We start from the raw sequence: 22,037 nt of genomic DNA, 5'->3' as shown, positions 1-22,037 counted from the left end.
GTCTCAGACTTCAGTGTTGAACTGAATACTGAGACTGTAACTGAAAACTTTATTTATTCTTCTAAACGAATGTCAAGTCCAAGACCTTTCAATTCATGCATTAATACATTGAATGATTCTGGTAATCCTGGTTCTGGCATAGACTCACCCTTAACGATAGCCTCGTAAGTTTTAGCTCTACCAATAACGTCATCCGACTTAACTGTTAAGATTTCACGAAGAGTACTTGATGCCCCATAAGCTTCAAGTGCCCAAACCTCCATCTCTCCAAAACGCTGACCTCCAAATTGAGCTTTACCTCCAAGTGGTTGTTGAGTGATCAACGAGTATGGTCCGATAGAACGTGCGTGCATCTTATCATCAACCATGTGTCCTAATTTAAGCATGTAAATTACACCCACAGTTGCAGCTTGATGGAAACGCTCTCCAGTACCACCATCATAAAGATGTGTATGTCCGAAACGTGGTACTCCAGCTTCATCAGTCAAAGCATTGATTTGATCTAAAGATGCACCGTCAAAAATTGGAGTAGCAAATTTTCTACCCAAGTTCATACCAGCCCATCCAAGAACAGTTTCATAAATCTGACCAATGTTCATACGTGAAGGTACCCCAAGTGGATTCAATACGATATCTACTGGTGTTCCGTCTTCAAGGAAAGGCATATCTTCATGACGAACGATTCTTGCAACAATACCTTTGTTACCGTGACGTCCTGCCATTTTATCCCCTACTTTCAGTTTACGTTTTTTAGCGATATAAATTTTCGCTAATTTCAAGATTCCAGATGGTAATTCATCTCCAACTGTAATAGTGAATTTTTCTCTTCTTAAAGATCCTTGTAAGTCGTTCAGCTTAATTTTATAGTTATGAATTAAATCATTAACCATTTTATTTGTAGCGTCATCAGCAACCCATTGACCTTTGCTTAAGTGAGCAAAATCTTCTACTGCGTAAAGCATTTTTTGAGTATATTTTTTACCTTTTGGTAAAACTTCTTCACCCAAATCATTCATTACACCTTGAGATGTTTTTCCGTTAACGATCAAGAATAATTTCTCAACCAATCTGTCTTTTAATTCAACAAATTTAGTTTCAAATTCCATTTCTAAAGCGCCTAAAGCATCTTTATCCTGAGTACGTTTACGTTTATCTTTTACGGCTCTTGCAAATAATTTTTTGTCAAGAACTACACCATGTAAAGATGGAGAAGCTTTTAATGAAGCATCTTTTACATCACCTGCTTTATCCCCGAAGATTGCACGAAGCAATTTCTCTTCCGGAGTAGGATCTGATTCTCCTTTTGGTGTAATTTTTCCGATTAGAATGTCGCCAGGTTTAACCTCTGCTCCAATTCTGATCATACCGTTTTCATCTAAATCTTTAGTAGCTTCTTCAGAAACGTTAGGAATATCGTTTGTTAACTCTTCATTTCCTAACTTAGTATCTCTAACCTCTAATGAATAATCATCAACGTGGATAGAAGTAAAAATATCATCACGAACTACTTTTTCAGAAATTACAATCGCATCCTCAAAGTTATACCCTTTCCATGGCATGAACGCAACTTTTAAGTTTCTACCTAAAGCTAATTCACCATTTTGAGTAGCATATCCTTCTGATAATACCTGACCAAGAACAACTCTGTCACCTTTTCTTACGATTGGTTTCAAGTTGATACTTGTACCTTGATTGGTTTTTCTAAATTTAATTAAGTTGTATGTTTTTTCATCAGCATCAAAACTAACCATTCTCTCATCTTCAGTACGGTCGTATTTGATAGTAATGATATTAGCATCAACATATTCTACAGTTCCATCTCCTTCAGCATTAATCAATACTCTAGAATCTGAAGCCACTTGACGTTCTAAACCTGTACCAACGATTGGTGCTTCCGGACGGATCAAAGGAACCGCCTGACGCATCATGTTAGATCCCATCAACGCACGGTTCGCATCATCATGTTCCAAGAAAGGAATCAATGAAGCCGAAATCGAAGCAATCTGGTTAGGAGCAACGTCTGTATAATGTACTGCAGATGGCTCAACAACCGGGAAGTCACCTTCCTCACGAGCAATAACATTGCTTGCTGTAATTTTACCTGAAGCATCCATTTCAATGTTTGCCTGAGCAATCATTTTTCCTTCTTCTTCTTCAGCACTTAAATAGATAGGAGTACTTTCTAAATCAACTACACCATCTGTAACTTTACGGTAAGGAGTTTCGATGAAACCCATTCCGTTAACTTTTGCATAAACACCAAGAGATGAAATCAAACCAATGTTTGGTCCCTCTGGAGTTTCAATCGGACATAAACGACCATAGTGTGTATAGTGAACGTCACGAACCTCAAATCCAGCTCTCTCTCTCGAAAGTCCACCAGGTCCAAGGGCAGAAAGTCTTCTTTTGTGTGTAATCTCAGCTAATGGATTCGTTTGATCCATAAATTGAGATAACTGGTTAGTACCAAAGAAAGAGTTGATAACTGATGATAATGTTTTAGCATTAATCAAATCAATTGGTGTAAACACCTCGTTATCTCTAACGTTCATTCTCTCACGAATAGTTCTAGCCATACGTGCTAAACCAACACCGAATTGTTGAGACAATTGTTCTCCAACTGTTCTAACACGACGGTTTGATAAGTGATCAATATCATCAATCTCTGCTTTAGAGTTGATCAATTCGATCAAATATTTTACAATGGTAATGATATCTTCTTTGGTAAGCACTTGCTTTTCCATTGGGATATCTAAACCAAGTTTTTTGTTCATTCTATAACGACCAACTTCACCTAAGTTATAACGTTGATCAGAGAAGAACAATTTATCGATAATACCACGAGCAGTTTCCTCATCAGGCGGTTCAGCGTTACGCAACTGACGGTAAATGTGCTCTACAGCTTCTTTTTCAGAGTTTGTTGGATCTTTTTGTAATGTATTGTGAATAATAGCATAATCTGCTTGGTTATTATCCTCTTTGTGTAACAAAATAGATTTAACGTTAGAATCGATGATCTCTTCAACATTATCTTTGTCGATAATAGTATCACGATCAAGGATGATTTCGTTACGTTCGATAGAAACTACTTCTCCAGTATCCTCATCAACGAAATCCTCATGCCATGTATTCAATACACGTGCAGCAAGTCTTCTTCCAATATATTTCTTAATACCAGTTTTAGAAACTTTAATTTCTTCAGCAAGGTCGAAAATTTCAAGGATATCCTTATCTCTTTCGAATCCAATTGCACGGAATAAAGTTGTAACAGGTAATTTTTTCTTTCTATCGATATAAGCATACATTACGCTGTTGATATCTGTAGAAAATTCTATCCAAGATCCTTTAAAAGGAATTACTCTGGCAGAATAAAGTTTTGTTCCATTTGCGTGGAATGATTGACCAAAGAAAACCCCAGGAGAACGGTGTAATTGAGATACTACTACACGCTCAGCACCATTGATAACAAAAGTACCGCTTGGAGTCATATAAGGTATTGTTCCAAGATAAACATCTTGTACAATAGTTTCAAAATCTTCGTGTTCTGGATCTGTACAGTATAGTTTTAACCTAGCTTTTAAAGGTACACTATAAGTAAGACCTCTCTCTATACATTCTTGAATTGTATAACGTGGTGGATCAACAAAATAATCTAGGAACTCCAATACAAAGTTGTTTCTTGTATCTGTGATTGGAAAGTTTTCCATGAAGGTGTTGTACAACCCTTCGTTGCCTCTTTCGTCAGATTTAGTTTCTAATTGAAAAAAATCTTTAAAAGATTTAACCTGAACATCTAAGAAATCCGGATAGTCAGGAATATTTTTTGTAGAGGCAAAATTCAATCTTTCAGTCTGATTTGTTATCATCAATGGACAAAATTTTGATTAAAAAAAAGTAATTTTTTGTGTAAAAACACACTGTTTAATCTATACTTTCTTATTATAATCAATACATCTTTAAAAATAAACTACAGTATTCAGTTCAATTTTTTTTCTTCGTATTGATCAAAAACTTTTTCGTATTTTAAACTATTTGATAATAAAACTTGATATATTTTATTATACGAAAAATGGTTTAGGCCATTGAGCGTTCACTCAAGACCTAAACCTAGTTCTTAAAACTGAGTTGAATTATTTAAGCTCAACTACAGCTCCAGCTTCTTCTAATGATTTTTTAAGACCTTCAGCCTCTTCTTTAGAAACACCTTCTTTAACGTTGCTTGGAGCACCGTCAACTACATCTTTAGCTTCTTTCAAACCTAAACCTGTAAGTTCTTTTACTAATTTCACAACTGCTAATTTAGAAGCTCCAGCTTCTTTCAATACAACTGTAAATTCAGTTTGTGCTTCTTCAGCAGCACCTTCTCCACCACCAGCAGCAACTACTACAGCTGCAGCAGCAGGCTCGATACCATACTCGTCTTTTAATATTGTTGCTAATTCGTTAACTTCTTTAACTGTTAAGTTAACTAATTGTTCTGCGAATTGTTTCAAATCTGCCATTTTTTCTATCGTTTAAAATGATTTGTAAAATATAATTTATTTATTGTGCGCTAATTAAGCTACAAGGAAATTTAATTCCTCGTACGAATTATTATGCTTCAGCTTCTTCTTCGCTACCAGCGAATTTGTTTTGTAAAGCTGAAATAATTCTTTGTGCTGGTGATTGCAATAATCCAATAAGTTCTCCAAGAAGTTCTTCTTTAGATTTGATAGTTGCTAATGCATCTAATTGATCATCTCCAATATAAATTTCAGAGTTAATATAAGCTCCTTTTAATACAGGTTTAGCTGATTTTTTTCTGAAATCTTTAATAATTTTTCCAGGTGCATTTGCCACATCTGAAATAAATATAGCACTGTTACCTGTCAATACTGAAGGTAAATCTCCATAGTCATTAGCAGAAGCTTCCATTGCTTTTGCAAGCAAAGTGTTTTTTACAACCTCTAATTTAATACCTGCTTTAAAACAAGCTCTTCTCAAGTTTGAAGTTGTTTCTGCGTTTAATCCAGAAATATCAGATACATAAATAATATTTGTACCAGCTAACTGTGCAGTTAAATCTTCAATCGCGATTGATTTTTCTTCTCTAGTCATACTAAAAATTATTAACTACCAATTATACTGCTTTAGGGTCCAATGCAATTGCAGGACTCATAGTGCTTGTAAGGTGAATACCTTTAATGTAGGTACCTTTAGCAGCAGTTGGTTTAAGTTTGATTAATGTTTGAATAATTTCGTGTGCATTGTCATAAATTTGCTCAGCTCCAAAAGAAACTTTACCAATTCCTGCATGTACGATACCAGTTTTATCAACTTTAAAGTCAATTTTACCAGCTTTAACCTCTTGAACAGCTTTTGCAACATCCATAGTTACAGTACCTGTTTTAGGGTTTGGCATTAAACCTCTAGGTCCTAAAATACGACCTAATGGACCTAATTTACCCATAACAGCTGGCATAGTGATGATAACATCAACATCTGTCCAACCATCTTTAATTTTTTGTAAATAATCGTCAAGACCTACATAATCAGCCCCAGCTTCTTTAGCTTCCGCTTCTTTATCTGGAGTAACTAATGCTAATACTTTAACGTCTTTACCAGTTCCGTGAGGTAATGTAACTACACCTCTAACCATTTGATTCGCTTTTCTTGGATCTACACCCAAACGAACTGCGATATCAACAGACTCATCAAATTTTGCAGAAGCTATAACTTTAATTAATGCAGCAGCATCTTTCAAAGTATATAGTTTGTTCTTTTCAATTTTTGAAGCAGCCTCTTTTTGCTTTTTTGTTAATTTTGCCATTTCTTTCTCTTAATTAAAAAGGAGCATCTCCTGATACAGTTATACCCATAGATCTAGCAGTTCCAGCGATCATGCTCATTGCAGATTCGATTGTGAATGCATTTAAATCTACCATTTTATCTTCAGCAATAGCTTTGATAACGTCCCAAGTAACACTAGCTACTTTTTTACGATTTGGTTCACCTGATCCAGACTTTAGCTTTGCAGCTTCCAATAATTGGACAGCAGCTGGAGGAGTTTTTACAACAAAATCAAATGATTTGTCTTTATACACAGTAATTTGTACTGGGCATATTTTGCCAGGTTTATCTTGTGTTCTAGCATTGAACTGCTTACAGAACTCCATGATATTAACCCCAGCAGCTCCTAAAGCAGGTCCAACCGGTGGCGACGGATTCGCAGCACCTCCCTTAACTTGTAGTTTAACTACCTTACTAATTTCTTTAGCCATTTTTTAAAAAATTTAACACCCTAATCATTGGAAGCGATTACGGTGGTTATTATAGATGTAACAAAAATTATACTTTTTCAACTTGCATAAAACTTAATTCTAATGGAGTTTTTCTTCCGAAAATCTTAACCATTACTTCAAGTTTACGCTTTTCTTCATTGATTTTTTCAACCGTTCCGTTAAAGCCATTGAAAGGACCATCGATCACTTTAACAGTTTCTCCTAAGTTGAAAGGAATAGAACGAGTATCTGTATTAACAGCAAGCTCATCTACTTTACCTAACATTCTATTTACTTCAGAAAGTCTCAAAGGAACAGGTTCTCCACCTTTAATCTCCCCTAAAAATCCAATTACACTAGTAATAGACTTAATAATATGAGGTATCTCACCAACTAAATTGGCTTCGATCATAACATATCCAGGAAAATAAACTTTATCCTTAGACATTTTCTTTCCTTCTTTTACAGTAACTACTTTTTCTGTAGGTACTAAAACTTGGGAAACATAATCACCCATACCTAATCTGGCAATCTCGGTTTCGATGTAAGCTTTGACTTTATTTTCTTGTCCGCTTACAGCTCTAACCACGTACCATTTTTTCACATTATTATCTGCCATCACAAAAAAATTATCCTTTTAACCAGTTAAAAAATCCAGCCAAAGCTTTTGCAAAAAATTCGTCTACTCCCCATGTTGCCAAGGCGAATAAAACCGAAAATACAGCCACAACAATTGTCAATTTTTGAACCTCAGCCCAAGCAGGCCAAGTAACATTTGACTTTAACTCTTCGAAAGCCTCTGATAAATAATTAGTAACTTTTGTCATTTGATATATTTTATATTGCACGGGCGGAGGGATTCGAACCCCCATCAACGGTTTTGGAGACCGCTATTCTACCCTTGAACTACGCCCGTAATTAAAAGCCAGTGATATCAGTTAAGAATCAACTGGCTTTTTATAATTTTTATAGGATTATCCTACGATTTCAGTCACCTGACCTGCTCCTACTGTTCTACCACCTTCACGGATAGCGAAACGTAAACCTACGCTCATCGCGATTGGGCTTAACAAAGCAACATTAATAGTCAAGTTGTCTCCTGGCATTACCATCTCTACTCCTTCTGGTAAAGTAATAACTCCTGTTACGTCAGTTGTACGTACGTAGAACTGTGGACGGTAGTTATTATGGAATGGAGTATGACGTCCACCTTCTTCTTTTTTCAAGATATAAACCTCAGCTTTGAAAGTAGCGTGTGGTTTTACTGATCCTGGCTTAATGATAACCATTCCTCTTTTGATAGATTCTTTATCAATACCTCTTAACAATAAACCTACGTTATCTCCAGCTTCTCCTCTATCAAGGATTTTACGGAACATCTCAACTCCTGTAATAGTAGAAGTTAATTTATCAGCTCCCATACCAATGATTTCAACTGGATCTCCTGTATTAGCAATACCTGTTTCGATACGACCTGTAGCAACAGTTCCACGACCAGTAATTGTAAATACATCTTCAACCGGCATCAAGAATGGTTTAGCTACGTCACGCACTGGCTCTTCGATCCAAGCATCAACAGCTTCCATTAATTCAATGATTTTTGGTACCCAAGCAGGATCATTATTCAATCCTCCTAAAGCAGAACCTTGAACTACAGGACCATTATCTCCATCATATTCGTAGAAAGATAATAAATCTCTAATTTCCATTTCAACAAGCTCTAACAATTCAGCATCATCAACCATATCCACTTTGTTCATGAAAACAACGATTCTTGGAATACCTACCTGACGACCTAAAAGGATGTGCTCACGAGTTTGTGGCATTGGACCATCTGTAGCAGCAACTACTAAGATAGCTCCGTCCATTTGAGCAGCACCAGTAACCATGTTCTTTACGTAATCCGCGTGACCTGGACAGTCAACGTGAGCGTAGTGACGGTTAGCTGTTTCATACTCTACGTGTGATGTATTAATAGTAATACCTCTTTCTTTCTCCTCTGGAGCGTTATCGATTTGATCAAACGATTTTGCTTGACAGTAACCAGCATCAGACAATACTTTTGTAATTGCTGCAGTTAATGTAGTTTTTCCGTGATCCACGTGTCCAATTGTACCTATGTTTAAGTGCGGTTTGGAACGATTAAAATTCTCCTTTGCCATTTTACTTAATTTTTAATCTTAGTTATATATTAATTTTCAATTTCCTACTTACTTGAGCCAACTACGGGAATTGAACCCGTGACCTCTTCCTTACCAAGGAAGCACTCTACCCCTGAGCTAAGTCGGCAGAGTTCTAATTTTAGATTCTCTGATTTTTAATCAAAATCAAATCTTTTTTTAGACAAATCTAAATTTTGAAATCATTAATCTGAAATCAAAATTTGTGGGGAGAGCAGGATTCGAACCTGCGAAGTTCACACAGCAGATTTACAGTCTGCCCTCGTTGGCCGCTTGAGTATCTCCCCTTTATTTTATCAATAATTGCATGAACAATTTCAAATCGCATTTGAAATATTTTAGAGCCGGCGGAGGGACTCGAACCCACGACCTGCTGATTACAAATCAGCTGCTCTAGCCAACTGAGCTACGCTGGCAATATCAATAAAAAAGTCCGCTATTTCTAACGGACTGCAAATGTAGCTATTTTATCTTTGTATCAAAACATTTTTTGAAAAAATTTTTCAATTATATGTGTGCTCTTATTTTTTCTTTCCTTTTTACTAGTAAACGTTCTAAAGATTCTGCCGAAAGTTCGACTGCTTCTTCAAATGTCTTGCATTGCTTTTTAACCAAAAAATCATCTCCCGGGACATTAATCTTAATCTCTACTGCCTTATTCTCCTTATCACTTGTTCTTTCAACTTTCAAAAAAACATCGGCCGAAACCACTCGATCGTAATATTTTTCTAATTTATCCATTCTCTCTTGAATAAAATCCACCAATTTTCTGTCAACAGTAAAGTTAACTGCATGAACATCTACCTTCATAATACTAATTTTAGGGTTAAACATTTCAGAACTATTATTTGTTCCGAGGATGCGCATCAGTATACACCTTTTTAAGCTCTGCTAAACTATTATGAGTATAAACCTGCGTAGACGCCAAACTCGAATGCCCTAATAATTCCTTAACTGAATTTAAATCCGCTCCGTTATTTAATAAGTGAGTCGCAAAAGTATGCCGAAGCACATGCGGACTTTTTTTTACCTTTTCAGAGACTCTACTAAAGTATGAATTTATTAATCGATACACAAAAGATTCGCTCAATTTTAACCCTTTTCTAGAAATAAAAAAATAATCATCATCTACTATCTTTTCAAGCTGAGATCTTTCTTTCAAATACAAACCAAATTGCTCTATAATAATCGGTAAAATCGGAATAATACGCTCTTTATTTCGTTTCCCCAAAACCTTAACCACATTCGAAGATAAATCAACATTATTCTTCATTAAATGTATCAACTCAGCTCTTCGCATTCCGGTAGTATAAAACAAATCAATTATAAGCTTATCTCTCACTTCTTCAAAACCAGAAGGATTTTCAATTTCCTGCATTAAATCAGTTAATTCTTTTTCAGAAAAAGGAATCTGAATAATTTTCGGCGTTTTCAAAGCTTTATGCTTTAACATAGGACTAACCTCTATTTGCTTTGTTTTTAAAAGAAATTTATAAAAAGCTTTCAAAGAAGCCATTTTCCGATTTACAGAAACATTTGAAATATCCTCATCCACCAAAGAAACAATCCAGCTTCTTATCTGACTATAATTTACCTGTTCGATATTCTCCTGTTCAAAATGAGTTTTATTAAACGTTTCAAAAAACAAAATATCATTCAAATAAGCATTTACCGTATGTACAGAATATTTCTTCTCCAACTCAAGATAATCACGAAACGCTTCTTTATTTGATTTCATAAAAACAAATACTTATTTAATTACAGAATAAACAGCACTACTTATCACACCTTATATAGTTACTTCAAAATTAAGCATAAAAAAACCGTTAGTATCAAAATCTTGATACTAACGGTAATTATTTTTAAAAAAGCTTAATACTAACTTTCTAAACTATCTCTCAAGTTTTGGATGTAAGCAGCTTTTTGAATTTGAGCTCTTTTGATTACAGAAGGCTTAATAAAAGCAGTACGTGCTCTTAGTTGACGAACAGTTCCTGTTTTATCAAATTTTCTTTTATAGCGCTTTAATGCTCTATCGATATTTTCTCCGTCTTTAATTGGTATAATTAACATAATATTGACACCTCCTCTCGTTAAGGGTGCAAAAGTATATATTAATTATGAATTATGAGTTATAAATTCTAAATTATTTCTGAAAAAAGATAACAGAAAATAGAGAATAGACTTTAGAGCCCATTTTTACTACGAAGGTTCTACATAATATTCATCTTTTGTAGCAATTCTTTACTATAAAAGAACTAATTCACGCTTGAACTTCTATCTTAACTAGAGTGCGTGAGGGATTGCAACGGAAATCCTTTTTTGTTTTTTCTTTAAAAACAAAAAAGATTACCTCACTTAATATTCATTTTAATTGGAGTTCAGTGAACTTCGTTTGGAGTGGAAAGCCCGACCATAAGAACAAAAGCCACTTAACGTTTGCTAAATGGCTTTTGTTTTTATGGGCACGCCCAACTTATTATTTTACTCTTTTAGAAGATTTCTTGCAATAACTACTTTTTGAATTTCTGTAGTTCCTTCTCCAATTGTACATAACTTAGAGTCTCTATAAAACTTCTCTACCGGAAAATCTTTTGTATAACCATATCCACCATGAATCTGGACAGCATCGTTGGCAATTTTCACACAAGCCTCTGAAGCATACATTTTTGCCATCGCGCCAAGTGTCGTAACGGGTTTATGTTGTTGCTTTAAGAAAGCAGCTTTATGCAATAACAATTCCGAAGCCTCGATCTCAGTTGCCATATCCGCCAACTTAAAGGAGATTCCCTGAAAGCTGCTAATTGGCTGACCAAACTGATGTCTTTCTTTAGAATACTTTAATGCAGCTTCATAAGCTCCTTTTGAGATTCCTAATGATAAGGCTCCAATCGAAATTCTGCCTCCATCTAATATTTTCATGGCCTGAATAAAACCCTGACCAACTTCTCCTAATCTATTTGCATCGGGAACGCGACAGCTGTCAAAAACCAATTCGGCAGTTTCACTGGCACGCATTCCTAATTTATTTTCTTTTTTTCCTGAACTAAATCCTTTCATTCCTTTTTCGAAAACAAAAGCTGTCATTCCTTTTGAATCTCCTTTTTCGCCTGTACGAACAATTACTACTGCAACATCTCCAGAAATAGCATGTGTAATAAAGTTTTTAGCTCCGTTTACAATCCAGTGATCACCATCTCTAACTGCGGTTGTATTCATTCCACCAGCATCAGAACCTGTATTGTGCTCGGTTAATCCCCAAGCTCCAATATACTCAGCTGTTGCTAGTTTTGGCAACCATTTTTTCTTTTGTTCTTCATTTCCAAAAGTCAAAATATGATTTGTACATAATGAATTATGCGCCGCAACTGACAAACCAATTGACGGATCTACTTTTGAAATCTCTTCGACAACTGTAATATATTCGTGATATCCTAAACCTGAACCTCCATATTCTTCAGGAACCAAAACACCCATAAATCCCATTTCACCTAATTTTTTGAATAAAGGAATTGGAAAAATCTGAGCCTCGTCCCATTCCATTATATAAGGTTTAATGTTTTTATCGGCAAACTCTTTTATAGACTGAGCAATCATCGATTGCGTTTCATTGTAATCAAAATTCATTGTGCGCTTTTTTTAGAACTCCAAATATAAACTAATTATTTTTGCTTTATCAACAGGAAAATCTTTAATTTTTGATAAATCCTCAATATTATTAAAATTTCCATTCATACTTCGAGTTGTCACTATCTGTTTTGCCAATGCATATCTGAAATAAGGAAACTGCGATAATTCTTTTAAAGAGGCATCATTTACCGCGATTTTTTTCAGATTTGAAGGTATCACAACTTTAAAATGTGAATTTAATTCCATTACAACTTCTGGCGAAAGTCCCCAAATATCTTTCATTTGTTCCATAGAAACAAAACATCCCAAAATTTCCTTTTGCTTTAATATTCTTAAAGATAAAGCCTCGCCTATTCCGTATACTTTGATTAAGTCTTCCTGGGTTGCTACATTTATATCTAAAACTTCTGCTTTTTCCTTTTTCAAATAAGATTTCCGAACGTACTCTTTCTTTTCTGTTTTAAAAGTAGATTTATTCTGAGTCCAATCCGGAAATTTAAACAATGGAGAAATAACGTTTAATAAAGAATCCGAAACTTTTGTGACTTGCTGAAACTCTTCTACCGAATTGACATATTTATTTTCTTTCCGAAAAGCCAATAAACGATCAATCTCCTCAATCGACATTCCGAGTTTATAGCCTTTATAATCTGAGATAAAATTGGGATTAAAAGTATACACTTTTGGTTTCTCATTATATCTTATCGATTTTAGAGAATCTATTTCTGTTTGCAAAGAAATCCACTCTTGTTTTTCAGGGAAAGATTTTTCAGGAACACTAAAGTCAGCCAAAAAATAAACTGCTTGTAATACTATTATAATTATAAAAAGCAAAAAAATCCCCGTACGCTCCTGACTTGTAAATTTAAAATGCCTTAACAATGCTTTAAAATTCATTATTTTAAAAATTTTCTATTCCAAATTGAAATAAGATTTGCGCGAAAATAAATCATTTTAACAAGAAAAATAGTTATTTTTTGATTAATTTGCGAATTGATTAATCTGCTGTAAAACACTAATAATTTTAATGAATATAAGAATTTAAACGATGTTTCTTGTGGGTATTATCACATAATTAAATATTTTATAACTTAAAAGATGATTATTGTTTTTATTTTTTACAAAAAACAATACATTTGGAGCTTAATAACAATAAACCAATATTATATATGTCAATTTGGAGAGTTAAACCAATATCTGCCTTTGAGGCCGATATGAAAAAAAGTGATTTAAAAAGAGTTCTAGGAAAGTGGAGCCTTACTGCGATTGGAGTTGGTGCCATTATTGGTGGAGGAATTTTTGTTCTTACAGGTACTGGTGCATATTATCACGCAGGTCCGGCATTAGCCCTTTCTTTCATTATTGCGGGTATTGCCTGCGTTTTTGCTGCTCTTTGTTATTCTGAGTTTGCGTCAATTCTACCCGTTGAAGGTTCAGCTTATGCTTATGCCTACGGTACAATTGGAGAAATTTTTGCCTGGATTATCGGTTGGGGTCTTATCCTCGAGTACGCAATGGGATCAATGACCGTCGCGGTTTCCTGGTCAGGGTACTTCAATAAATTACTTAAAATGTTTCATATTAAACTTCCTGAATGGCTCACAACAGACCCGGCCAGTTATACTGGAGAGGGTTTTTCTATGAATCTTCCTGCTTTTTTAATCGTTATCTTAGTTATTTCGTTGCTAATTAAAGGTACAAAAAGCGCTGCGAAAGCAAACAATATGATTGTAATTCTAAAAGTTTCTGCTGTAATCTTCGTTATCATAGCTGGACTTTTCTTCATCAATACTGCTAACTGGCATCCGTTTATTCCAGCTGCTACTCAAATCGTAGAAAAAGAAACAACTCATAATGCTTATGGAATTGGTGGTATCGTTTCTGGAGCTGCTGCAATTTTCTTTGCTTATGTAGGTTTTGATGCTGTTTCTACACAAGCTGGAGAAGCTATTAATCCTAAAAAAGATGTTCCGTTTGCAATTATTGCTTCTTTATTAATTTGTACTACCTTATATATTCTTGTTTCATTAGTATTAACAGGAATGATGAATTATCAAGATTTCAATCCACTAGGAAAATATCCTGAAGCGATAAAAGCACCAGTTGCTTATGCATTTGATATTGCAGGACAACCTTGGGCAGGATTCATTATTACAGTTGCTGCAACTATTGGTTTGATTTCTGTATTAATGGTAATGATCATGGGACAATCAAGAATTTTCCTTGGTATGTCTAAAGATGGTCTAATTCCTTCTGTATTTTCTAAAGTAAATCCAATTTCAGGAACTCCAAGAACTAACTTAATGATTTTAGGTGGTATTATTGCTGTAGTTGCTGCTTTTACTCCAATTAACAGATTAGCAGATATGACAAGTTTTGGTACTTTGTTTGCCTTTACAATGGTTTGTATTGCTGTTTGGATTTTAAGAGTAAAACAACCTCATTTAACCAGAACTTTTAAAGTTCCTGCTTTGCCAGTAATTGCGGTTTGCGGAATTGCAATCAATACTTATCTAATGATCAATTTAAGTTTAGACGCGCAATTGCTTTCACTTGGATGGTTAGCGATTGGTATTCTTGTTTACTTTGGATACAGTAAAAAGAGAGCAAAACTTAATCAAACAAATACTGATACTGCCGAATAAGCAAAACCAGTATTACTTCATAAAAAAAACTCCATCAGCCGCGGCTGATGGAGTTTTTTTTATCTATAAATCAAAAACTGATGTTCTTTTTGCACGAACTAAATCTTTTAGCCGAATCCAAAATGCAAGTGTCAAATAGACTCCAAAACCTAAACCGGCCGTTACAAACGAAATATAAATAAAGAATAATCTAACGCTTGTTACACGCATTCCTAGTTTGTCTGCCAATCTGGAAGAAACATGAAATCCATATTTCTCGAAAAAAAATTTTAGTCTTAAAATAGCTGACATAGTTAATTATATATTTTAAATTTATCCTTCGACTTCGCTCAGAATAGCAAAAGTACAAAATTATCTAATTATCACATTTTCTAATTATCTAATTCCTCCAATTAGCTAATTGTTTTTCAATAACTCCATTCCTAATGCACATTTTAAGCACGCTTTTTTATTACAATATTCATTCTTAAGTTCTAATAAGGTTTGAGTTTCAAAAGCATTTTTAGAAACGATTCCAAAAGAATTAAACTTACTTATAATAGCATTATTCTCTGGCGCAACTTCATTCATAAACTCAATTAAATCCTCGGAAATTGTTTCACCCATTGTTGTGAAATAAGCAAATTGAAGCGGAATTATGGTATTTATAATTACTAAATCCAGGAATGCTTTCGATAAATGTTTTGCCTTCTTTGGACTTTCCTTATCAAACTGATAATGGCTTTGCCAATACAAACTTGCAGAAACACCAAGCAAATCATAGACGTCTTTAACCGCTTTTAGATTTATTAGTTTCGAAAATAAATTTTGATGTTTTGTATACAAATTTGCCAATTGCGAAAGTCGAATCGTCGGAAAATTATCCGGACGATGCTTAAAAAACTGAATAAAATCGATATGGCATTTTTTAAACTGATATTTATGCAGAAGATAAAAATATCTCAGTTTTAAATCTGTAAAATAAACATCTTCGCCATCTTTATCTAATAAACCGGCGGTTCCTAAAAGTAATGCTTCGAGGTTTTCTACTTCAAAACTTTCTTTTCGAATAACCGAAAACGGAATGGCTTTAGCGATTTGCAAAAAAGAATTCCCATTAGTATTTAATCCAAAATTCTTTGCTAGTAAGCAAAACAAAACTGCTTCCCAATCCTGATTTGTTTCTTCGAGCAAATCGTAGATAAATTTTGACTTGCGTTCTAATCGTTCAAAAAACAATCTTTCTTTCCAGTTTTTAAATACAAAATCATCTATTTCCGAAATTTCTCTTTCGCAGAATATCCATGATTTTGGAACAAGAAGTGATTTATAGGAAGATACTATATCAGATGAAACATAATCTTTTAAAACTAAAACCGGAATCTCAATGTTGTTTTCTCTGAATATTTCTGCATCATGTTCCCAAACTACGTGCAAAACTACATTTTCATATGCAATATCTTTTTCGTGATGATGCACGTACCAATCAGAAGATTTAATATGAATCTCAATATTTCCAGCCCATTTTTGATCGCCAATCACAATCTGGGCATTAAAGAAATCAGGTCCGGAAAGTTCTAAGTAATCTCCGGTTTTAATAATAGTAACGGATTCATTTTGTGTAGTTCTTAAATTCAAGGTTTCAAACTTCTTGAATTTCCAGAGATAATGAAGAAAATCTTCTTTCATTTTTTGGCTTTTATGATGATTTATAAAAGCCTAAATTTAATTAAAAAAATAATACTAATCTTACAAAATATTATATTTATCTCAACATATATAATTTAGCGCATGCTCTCGCATCAGACAATGCTTCGTGATGACTTAACTGAATCTTCATTTCCCTGCAACAATCACTTAATTTAGTTGGTTTTAAGCCTTTTGCTTTATAGATCTTGACAGTGCATTCCCATTTAGGAGCAATATTCAAATCTTCGTAATTCAAACCATAAAATGCCATTGATTTAGCCAGAACATTACGATCAAAACTTTCGTTATGTGCTACTACTACTCTACTTTTTAATCTTTTTTCGATTTCTGGATAAACTTGCAAAAATGATTTAGCATTCACAGTATCTCTTGGATAAATACCATGAACCCGAATTGTATAGGGATTATACTCGTTATTAGGCGGTTTAATCAAAGTAACAAACTCGTCTACAATTATTCCGTTTTGTACGGTAACAATTCCAACAGAGCATGGATGATGTCCTGTCGCTGTTTCAAAATCTATCGCGGTAAAGTTCATTTTAAAATTTATTTAAGCTAAAAAAAACCATAAATCTAATCTCAATAATTAGATTTATGGTTTTATAAAATTATAAAAATTGTATTATTTTATCGATCCAATGATATCATATTTTGTAATAATATGATGATTTCCATTTTCAAGATCTACTAAAACAGCATCATTTTCTTTTGTAAATAATTTAGAAACTTCTTCTATTGGTGTTCCTAATTTCACAATAGGAAAAGGTTTTCCCATTACTTCTTTAATTGGTTTTTCAGCTACGTTTTTATCAGCAACATAACTTCTAAACAAATCTGTTTCGTCTACAGAACCAACAAATCCGTTAATATCTACAACCGGAATTTGAGAAATTTTATACTTACGCATACGCTCAATTGCGTGCGAAACTAACTCTTCTGTACGAACAACGATCAATTGTTTATCGATATGATCTTTAATTACATCTTCGGCTTTTGTTACGTTTTCTTCTAAGAAACCACGCTCACGCATCCAATCGTCATTAAACATTTTACCAACATAACGACTTCCTGAATCGTGAAAAAGAACCACAACAACATCATCAGGTTTAAAATGTTCTTTTAATTGTAACAAACCTTTAATACAAGCTCCAGCTGAATTTCCAACAAAAATAGCTTCTTCAAGAGCAATTTTTCTTGTATAAACCGCAGCATCTTTATCGGTTACTTTTGTAAAACCATCGATTAATGAAAAGTCAACATTTTTAGGTAAAATGTCTTCTCCAATCCCTTCGGTTATATAAGAGTAAATCTCATTTTCATCAAAAATTCCAGTTTCGTGGTATTTTTTAAAAACAGATCCATAAGTATCAATTCCCCAAATTTTAATATTTGGATTTTTCTCTTTCAAGTATCTTCCAACTCCTGAAATTGTTCCTCCGGTTCCTACTCCAACCACAAAATGTGTGATTTTACCATCTGTTTGTTTCCAGATTTCTGGTCCAGTTTGCTCGTAATGTGCCAATGAATTAGACATGTTATCGTATTGATTCACATACCATGAATTAGGCGTTTCTGAAGCTAAACGTTTAGAAACCGAATAATAAGAACGTGGATCTGTTGGTTCAACATCAGTAGGACAAACCACTACTTTTGCACCAACGGCACGTAAAATATCCATTTTTTCTTTAGACTGCTTATCTGATATTACACAAATCAGCTTGTATCCTTTTATGATTGCCACAAGTGCTAATCCCATTCCTGTATTACCAGAAGTTCCCTCAATAATAGTTCCTCCAGGTTTTAATCTGCCATCTGCCTCTGCGTCTTCAATCATTTTTACGGCCATTCTGTCTTTTACAGAATTCCCCGGATTAAAAGTTTCGACTTTTGCCAATACCAAGGCATCAATTTCAGCAACAATCTTGTTGAGTTTAACCAATGGCGTATTACCAATTGTTTCTAAAATGTTTTTTGAAAAGTCCATTTCTATTTTAATTTAATATTTGGTTTCTAATGTAATCAGAACTTAATTTTATTGGAAGAAATTCCAAACTAAACCAAATCGGATAACAAAATCACGATAAGGGTTATTAGGTGCTGAATAATAATCGCTTTTAGAAAAAATAGAATTTATATGTTCTGCTTTTAAATAAAAACGAGTCTGACGAATTCTTGCATTTACGAATAAATCAAATAATGGATAACCACCAATCTTTTTATTTTCCTGAATAAAAAATTCTCCAACCACCGGATTATAATCATTACCATAATATTTGGTAAAATAATTAAATACAACTCCGGTTTGCATGAACAAGGCTTTCTTAAAGAAATACCCTGAGTAATAAAATGTATTTCTGGTTACAAAATCAGGTACATTTAAAATCAAATTAGATTGATCTACTTTTTGGTATAAAAGTGTATTATCAAAACCAAAAGGTCCAAATTTGAACTCTCTGCTAGCTTTTATAGTCAAATAATTAATAGCATTTCCGTATTGAGCCGGTTTTATAATTTGTGTTTGAGCTGCAATTTCCGTTGGTGATGAATCATCTTTAAAATACAAGTGATCATTTAAAACAGAATATTCAACCTCAGCATTTAACCACGGTGTATAAACATTTGCACTAAGCGAATTGATTTTTTCGTTCTTAAAATTATTTGACCAATTGTACTTTACGTAACTACTTTGATACAAATTATAATTGTTATTTGGTAATTTATTGACATTTCTATATCTAAAATCAAATTGTATTTTCTCATTAAGATTATACCTCAACTTAGCGTCTAAATCAGAAAGCGACACATTTGTGATTGATCTAGAATATAAAAAACGGCCATTCCATTTGTTTTTCTGATATTCATATTGTCCTCCAAAATTATTTATCTGTTGGTATAAATTATCCGGAATAATTCTTCCGTCATTAAAAACTATAATCCTGTCATACTTAAAATTTGATCTGTAATCGTCTACAAAAAAGTTGAATTTCCCTAAAAGAGAGTTTTCATATGCAACTCCCACTTTATTATACAATTTTTCAAAACGCGTCTGATCGTTAATATTACTTGTTGTGTAAGATTCTCCAAAACGTTCAACCGGTCCATTATCTACTGTCGAAATTACCGTTGGCTGATTGTATTCGAAGAATTTATATTCGTAATTAAATTGATGTGTTACGTATAAATTATTACTCCCATTTGTTGGATTTATTCTAAAAGCATGATCAAAAAACAATCGTCTTCCTTTTAGAAATGACTTTGCATCTGTTAGATAAACCTGTAAACGCTGACGATTTTTATAATCTTTATTATCACTTTCAAAATCTGTAGGTGTTGTTATTCCGCCATTTTCTTCATTAGAAATATCCTGAGAAACAAAGTGAGCGTTTAAAGCATATCTTCTGCTCGTTGTTGCATAACTAGTCGTAAATCTAAAATTTCCGGCACTTACCAATTGGTTTATATAATCTCCCTCTGAACGTAAACCCTTATAGGCAATAGAAAAGTTAAGATTTTTGGACGTATTTAATGTAATAAATGAATCTACGTTTTGTCCTTTATTTATTGTTGTATTAAAAAATAATTCAGTTAATGGAGTTGCAGCCGAATAATATTTGATATCGCTGGCTTCCATATAATTAAAGTGTTTCCCTTTGAAACCAATTTCAGGATATGGCGAAAAACTAGTTAAATTATATTGTAATGTATTATACGTTTGTCCGATATTCGAAAAAGGTAATAGTCCAAAAGTATCTTTTCGAAGATGATTTTGTCTATAGGCACTTTTCAATGTTAATGAGGTGTCTACGTACGTTGTATCATGTTCCAGTGTAATAATTTTGTATTGATCAATAGTTGCAACTAATGATTTTTTCTTCTTTACAGTATCTGTTATACTTGAATATTTTGTGTTCATGTCTAAACCATTTTTAGGAACGGTTTTTTCTTGAGAAAACAATAATGTTGGTACAACTAATAGATATAGAAAAATGAATATTCTCATTTGATGGCTTTATATGTAATTATTTCGACAAAATTTATCAAGCAAAGGTAAAAGATAAAAACGTATAAAAAAATACTTTTAGTATTGTGAAAATTTCAAATTAGAATATAAAAAAACTGCCCAATATTTTGGGCAGTTTTAAATAATAATGAAAAAAATTATAGTTCGTTTTGTTCCACTAGCGGATTTGCATTTATTTCTACTTTAGGAATCAACCATTGCCATCTTTTATCTCCCGAAGGAACAATCAGAACTCCATTTGTAATTCCTGAATCATGATTCGAATCTGTTCTGTCTAAAGAAGAATTTGTTCTCTTTAAGTCAAAAAATCTAAATCCTTCTCCCCATAATTCTATCCTTCTTTGCAATAAAATTTCATCAACTAAAGCTTGTCCTGTATTCGTAGATAAAACATATTCCGGATTTCTTGCTTTCTCAAAATCAAAAAGGATTGTTGCTGCATCAGCTTGTCCTAATCTTGCCTTTGCTTCGGCTTCTATCAAATACATTTCTGCTGCACGCATATATGGAACATCACATCTACTATCACCGGTACTTATAGATAAAAACTTTTGACTTGTATATGGGAACTTGGCAAAATTACTTGCTAACGAAAGATTAGGATGTTGGCCGTCTACACTAAAAATAGTAGAGCGTACATCTGTGGACGGAATCATAGCATACAACTTACTATTAATCGCTTTAGGGCAAGAACGTATGACAGTTGAATTAAAATTTCTGGACATATAAGCTCCAAAATTCCCAAAATATTGTGTTTGCACTTCGTTAATATGACTTCCCCACATCCATTCTTTATTATTATAATCATTAAAACCTGTTCCATAATCTGCAATAGACATTAAACTCATTCCTGATCTTGCTTTATTAGCATAATCTGCAGCAATTTGCCAATCTCCCTGAGTTAAAGCTACACGTGCTTTTAATCCCTGAGCAACTTTTAAGTTTAAATGAGAGTTATTTAATTTTACATATCCTACTAATAAAATATTAGCTTCATCTAAATCTTTATTAATTTGGGCATATACTTCTTCAACAGTAGAACGTGGAAAATTACCGTTCCCAACAGTTAAAATAATCGGAACCCCTAATTGCGAATTTGTTTCGCCGTTTACATATCTTTTACCATACAATTGCACCAATTGAAAATGGCAAAATGCGCGATATAATAAAGCTTGTCCTTTTACAATATTTTTATCCTTACCAGATCCAATAGCAGTATCTGTTGCATTTATTATAGTATTCGCATTTCTTATTATTCTGTAATAAGTTCGATAAGGAAAACGAATATCCTGAGAATTTTCATTGCTTAATGCACTCCAATTATAAACTTGCAAGAACCAACCGTTAGTAATTGGAAAAACCACATCATCACCAGCAATATCCGTCTGCTGCATTAAACCTCCAAGACCTCCTTGACTTTGATCTTCATAAGTAATATACAAAGACCTATGAATACCATTTAAAAGAGTCATTAAATTTTCCGTCGTTCTTGTTGCACCATCGTAATCTACAAACTCAGTTGGCTTTTTTTCTGAAAAATCCTCTGAACAAGCTCCCAGAAATACAATTACTATTAGAAGTAATACTTGTTTTATATAATTTGATTTCATAT

At 33.5% G+C, this 22,037-nt stretch carries 20 protein-coding genes and 4 tRNA genes; 1 reads left to right on the top strand and 23 read right to left on the bottom strand.

The features are described 5' to 3' along the window. Window positions 1-53: 53 nt before the first annotated feature. From rpoB to CLU81_RS18420, 17 genes are all read right to left on the bottom strand, one after another. Window positions 54-3,866: a DNA-directed RNA polymerase subunit beta gene (gene rpoB / locus CLU81_RS18500; protein WP_099711148.1), complete on the bottom strand. Its 3,813-nt coding sequence runs from the start codon at window positions 3,864-3,866 to the stop codon at window positions 54-56. A gap of 264 nt (window positions 3,867-4,130) precedes the next feature. Beyond that, window positions 4,131-4,502, bottom strand: coding sequence for a 50S ribosomal protein L7/L12 (rplL, locus tag CLU81_RS18495; protein WP_007807437.1), 372 nt, complete (start codon window positions 4,500-4,502; stop codon window positions 4,131-4,133). A gap of 91 nt (window positions 4,503-4,593) precedes the next feature. Next, complete coding sequence (gene rplJ / locus CLU81_RS18490) at window positions 4,594-5,097, bottom strand: 50S ribosomal protein L10 (RefSeq protein WP_026985794.1); 504 nt, start codon at window positions 5,095-5,097, stop codon at window positions 4,594-4,596. Between the two features lie 22 nt (window positions 5,098-5,119). Beyond that, complete coding sequence (rplA, locus tag CLU81_RS18485) at window positions 5,120-5,809, bottom strand: 50S ribosomal protein L1 (RefSeq protein ID WP_089053851.1); 690 nt, start codon at window positions 5,807-5,809, stop codon at window positions 5,120-5,122. Between the two features lie 13 nt (window positions 5,810-5,822). Continuing rightward, window positions 5,823-6,260, bottom strand: a complete 438-nt coding sequence (gene rplK, locus CLU81_RS18480; protein WP_007807442.1) for a 50S ribosomal protein L11 — start codon at window positions 6,258-6,260, stop codon at window positions 5,823-5,825. A 67-nt stretch (window positions 6,261-6,327) separates the two neighbouring features. Beyond that, window positions 6,328-6,879, bottom strand: coding sequence for a transcription termination/antitermination protein NusG (nusG, locus tag CLU81_RS18475; protein WP_059116013.1), 552 nt, complete (start codon window positions 6,877-6,879; stop codon window positions 6,328-6,330). A 10-nt stretch (window positions 6,880-6,889) separates the two neighbouring features. Further along, complete coding sequence (gene secE, locus CLU81_RS18470) at window positions 6,890-7,087, bottom strand: preprotein translocase subunit SecE (RefSeq protein WP_041517377.1); 198 nt, start codon at window positions 7,085-7,087, stop codon at window positions 6,890-6,892. 18 nt (window positions 7,088-7,105) lie between these two features. After that, window positions 7,106-7,176 (bottom strand) — tRNA-Trp (locus CLU81_RS18465). Between the two features lie 58 nt (window positions 7,177-7,234). Continuing rightward, window positions 7,235-8,422, bottom strand: a complete 1,188-nt coding sequence (tuf, locus tag CLU81_RS18460; RefSeq protein WP_031456758.1) for an elongation factor Tu — start codon at window positions 8,420-8,422, stop codon at window positions 7,235-7,237. Window positions 8,423-8,477: 55 nt separating this feature from the next. Continuing rightward, window positions 8,478-8,549, bottom strand: a tRNA-Thr gene (locus CLU81_RS18455). Window positions 8,550-8,646: 97 nt separating this feature from the next. Next, a tRNA-Tyr gene (locus CLU81_RS18450) sits at window positions 8,647-8,727 on the bottom strand. A 55-nt stretch (window positions 8,728-8,782) separates the two neighbouring features. Then, window positions 8,783-8,856 (bottom strand) — tRNA-Thr (locus tag CLU81_RS18445). A 91-nt stretch (window positions 8,857-8,947) separates the two neighbouring features. Further along, entirely contained in the window at window positions 8,948-9,250 is a 303-nt protein-coding gene (gene hpf / locus CLU81_RS18440; protein ID WP_017496722.1) for a ribosome hibernation-promoting factor, HPF/YfiA family, read from the bottom strand. A 34-nt stretch (window positions 9,251-9,284) separates the two neighbouring features. Next, window positions 9,285-10,178 carry a tyrosine-type recombinase/integrase gene (locus tag CLU81_RS18435; protein ID WP_099711147.1) on the bottom strand — a complete coding sequence of 298 codons (894 nt, stop codon included), beginning with the start codon at window positions 10,176-10,178 and terminating at the stop codon, window positions 9,285-9,287. Between the two features lie 140 nt (window positions 10,179-10,318). Then, on the bottom strand, window positions 10,319-10,513 hold the full coding sequence (gene rpsU / locus CLU81_RS18430) for a 30S ribosomal protein S21 (RefSeq protein ID WP_035684969.1): 195 nt from the start codon (window positions 10,511-10,513) through the stop codon (window positions 10,319-10,321). Window positions 10,514-10,924: 411 nt separating this feature from the next. Beyond that, window positions 10,925-12,067, bottom strand: a complete 1,143-nt coding sequence (locus CLU81_RS18425; protein WP_099711146.1) for an acyl-CoA dehydrogenase family protein — start codon at window positions 12,065-12,067, stop codon at window positions 10,925-10,927. Between the two features lie 12 nt (window positions 12,068-12,079). Further along, the gene (locus CLU81_RS18420; protein WP_099711145.1) at window positions 12,080-12,967 is read right to left on the bottom strand and encodes a helix-hairpin-helix domain-containing protein; all 888 of its coding nucleotides are present in this window, start codon (window positions 12,965-12,967) and stop codon (window positions 12,080-12,082) included. A 272-nt stretch (window positions 12,968-13,239) separates the two neighbouring features. Here CLU81_RS18420 and CLU81_RS18415 point away from each other — a divergent pair, with 272 nt between their 5' ends. Beyond that, entirely contained in the window at window positions 13,240-14,715 is a 1,476-nt protein-coding gene (locus CLU81_RS18415; RefSeq protein ID WP_099711144.1) for an APC family permease, read from the top strand. Between the two features lie 63 nt (window positions 14,716-14,778). On the opposite strand, the gene CLU81_RS18410 is transcribed toward CLU81_RS18415, so the two are convergent. From CLU81_RS18410 to CLU81_RS18385, 6 genes are all read right to left on the bottom strand, one after another. Further along, window positions 14,779-15,006, bottom strand: coding sequence for a PspC family transcriptional regulator (locus tag CLU81_RS18410; protein ID WP_099711143.1), 228 nt, complete (start codon window positions 15,004-15,006; stop codon window positions 14,779-14,781). 105 nt (window positions 15,007-15,111) lie between these two features. Further along, window positions 15,112-16,383, bottom strand: a complete 1,272-nt coding sequence (locus tag CLU81_RS18405; protein WP_099711142.1) for a DUF2851 family protein — start codon at window positions 16,381-16,383, stop codon at window positions 15,112-15,114. Between the two features lie 76 nt (window positions 16,384-16,459). After that, the gene (locus CLU81_RS18400; protein WP_099711141.1) at window positions 16,460-16,942 is read right to left on the bottom strand and encodes a 3'-5' exonuclease; all 483 of its coding nucleotides are present in this window, start codon (window positions 16,940-16,942) and stop codon (window positions 16,460-16,462) included. A gap of 84 nt (window positions 16,943-17,026) precedes the next feature. Further along, window positions 17,027-18,388 carry a pyridoxal-phosphate dependent enzyme gene (locus CLU81_RS18395; RefSeq protein ID WP_099711140.1) on the bottom strand — a complete coding sequence of 454 codons (1,362 nt, stop codon included), beginning with the start codon at window positions 18,386-18,388 and terminating at the stop codon, window positions 17,027-17,029. 48 nt (window positions 18,389-18,436) lie between these two features. Continuing rightward, the gene (locus CLU81_RS18390) at window positions 18,437-20,404 is read right to left on the bottom strand and encodes a putative porin (RefSeq protein ID WP_099711139.1); all 1,968 of its coding nucleotides are present in this window, start codon (window positions 20,402-20,404) and stop codon (window positions 18,437-18,439) included. 158 nt (window positions 20,405-20,562) lie between these two features. After that, the gene (locus tag CLU81_RS18385; RefSeq protein ID WP_099711138.1) at window positions 20,563-22,035 is read right to left on the bottom strand and encodes a RagB/SusD family nutrient uptake outer membrane protein; all 1,473 of its coding nucleotides are present in this window, start codon (window positions 22,033-22,035) and stop codon (window positions 20,563-20,565) included. Window positions 22,036-22,037 lie beyond the last annotated feature (2 nt).

The sequence above is a fragment of the Flavobacterium sp. 9 genome (assembly GCF_002754195.1).
In the GTDB taxonomy this organism is placed as follows: Bacteria; Bacteroidota; Bacteroidia; order Flavobacteriales; family Flavobacteriaceae; genus Flavobacterium.
The sequence above is the reverse complement of the archived record's forward strand: the minus strand, read 5'-3'. Positions and strand labels throughout refer to the sequence as shown.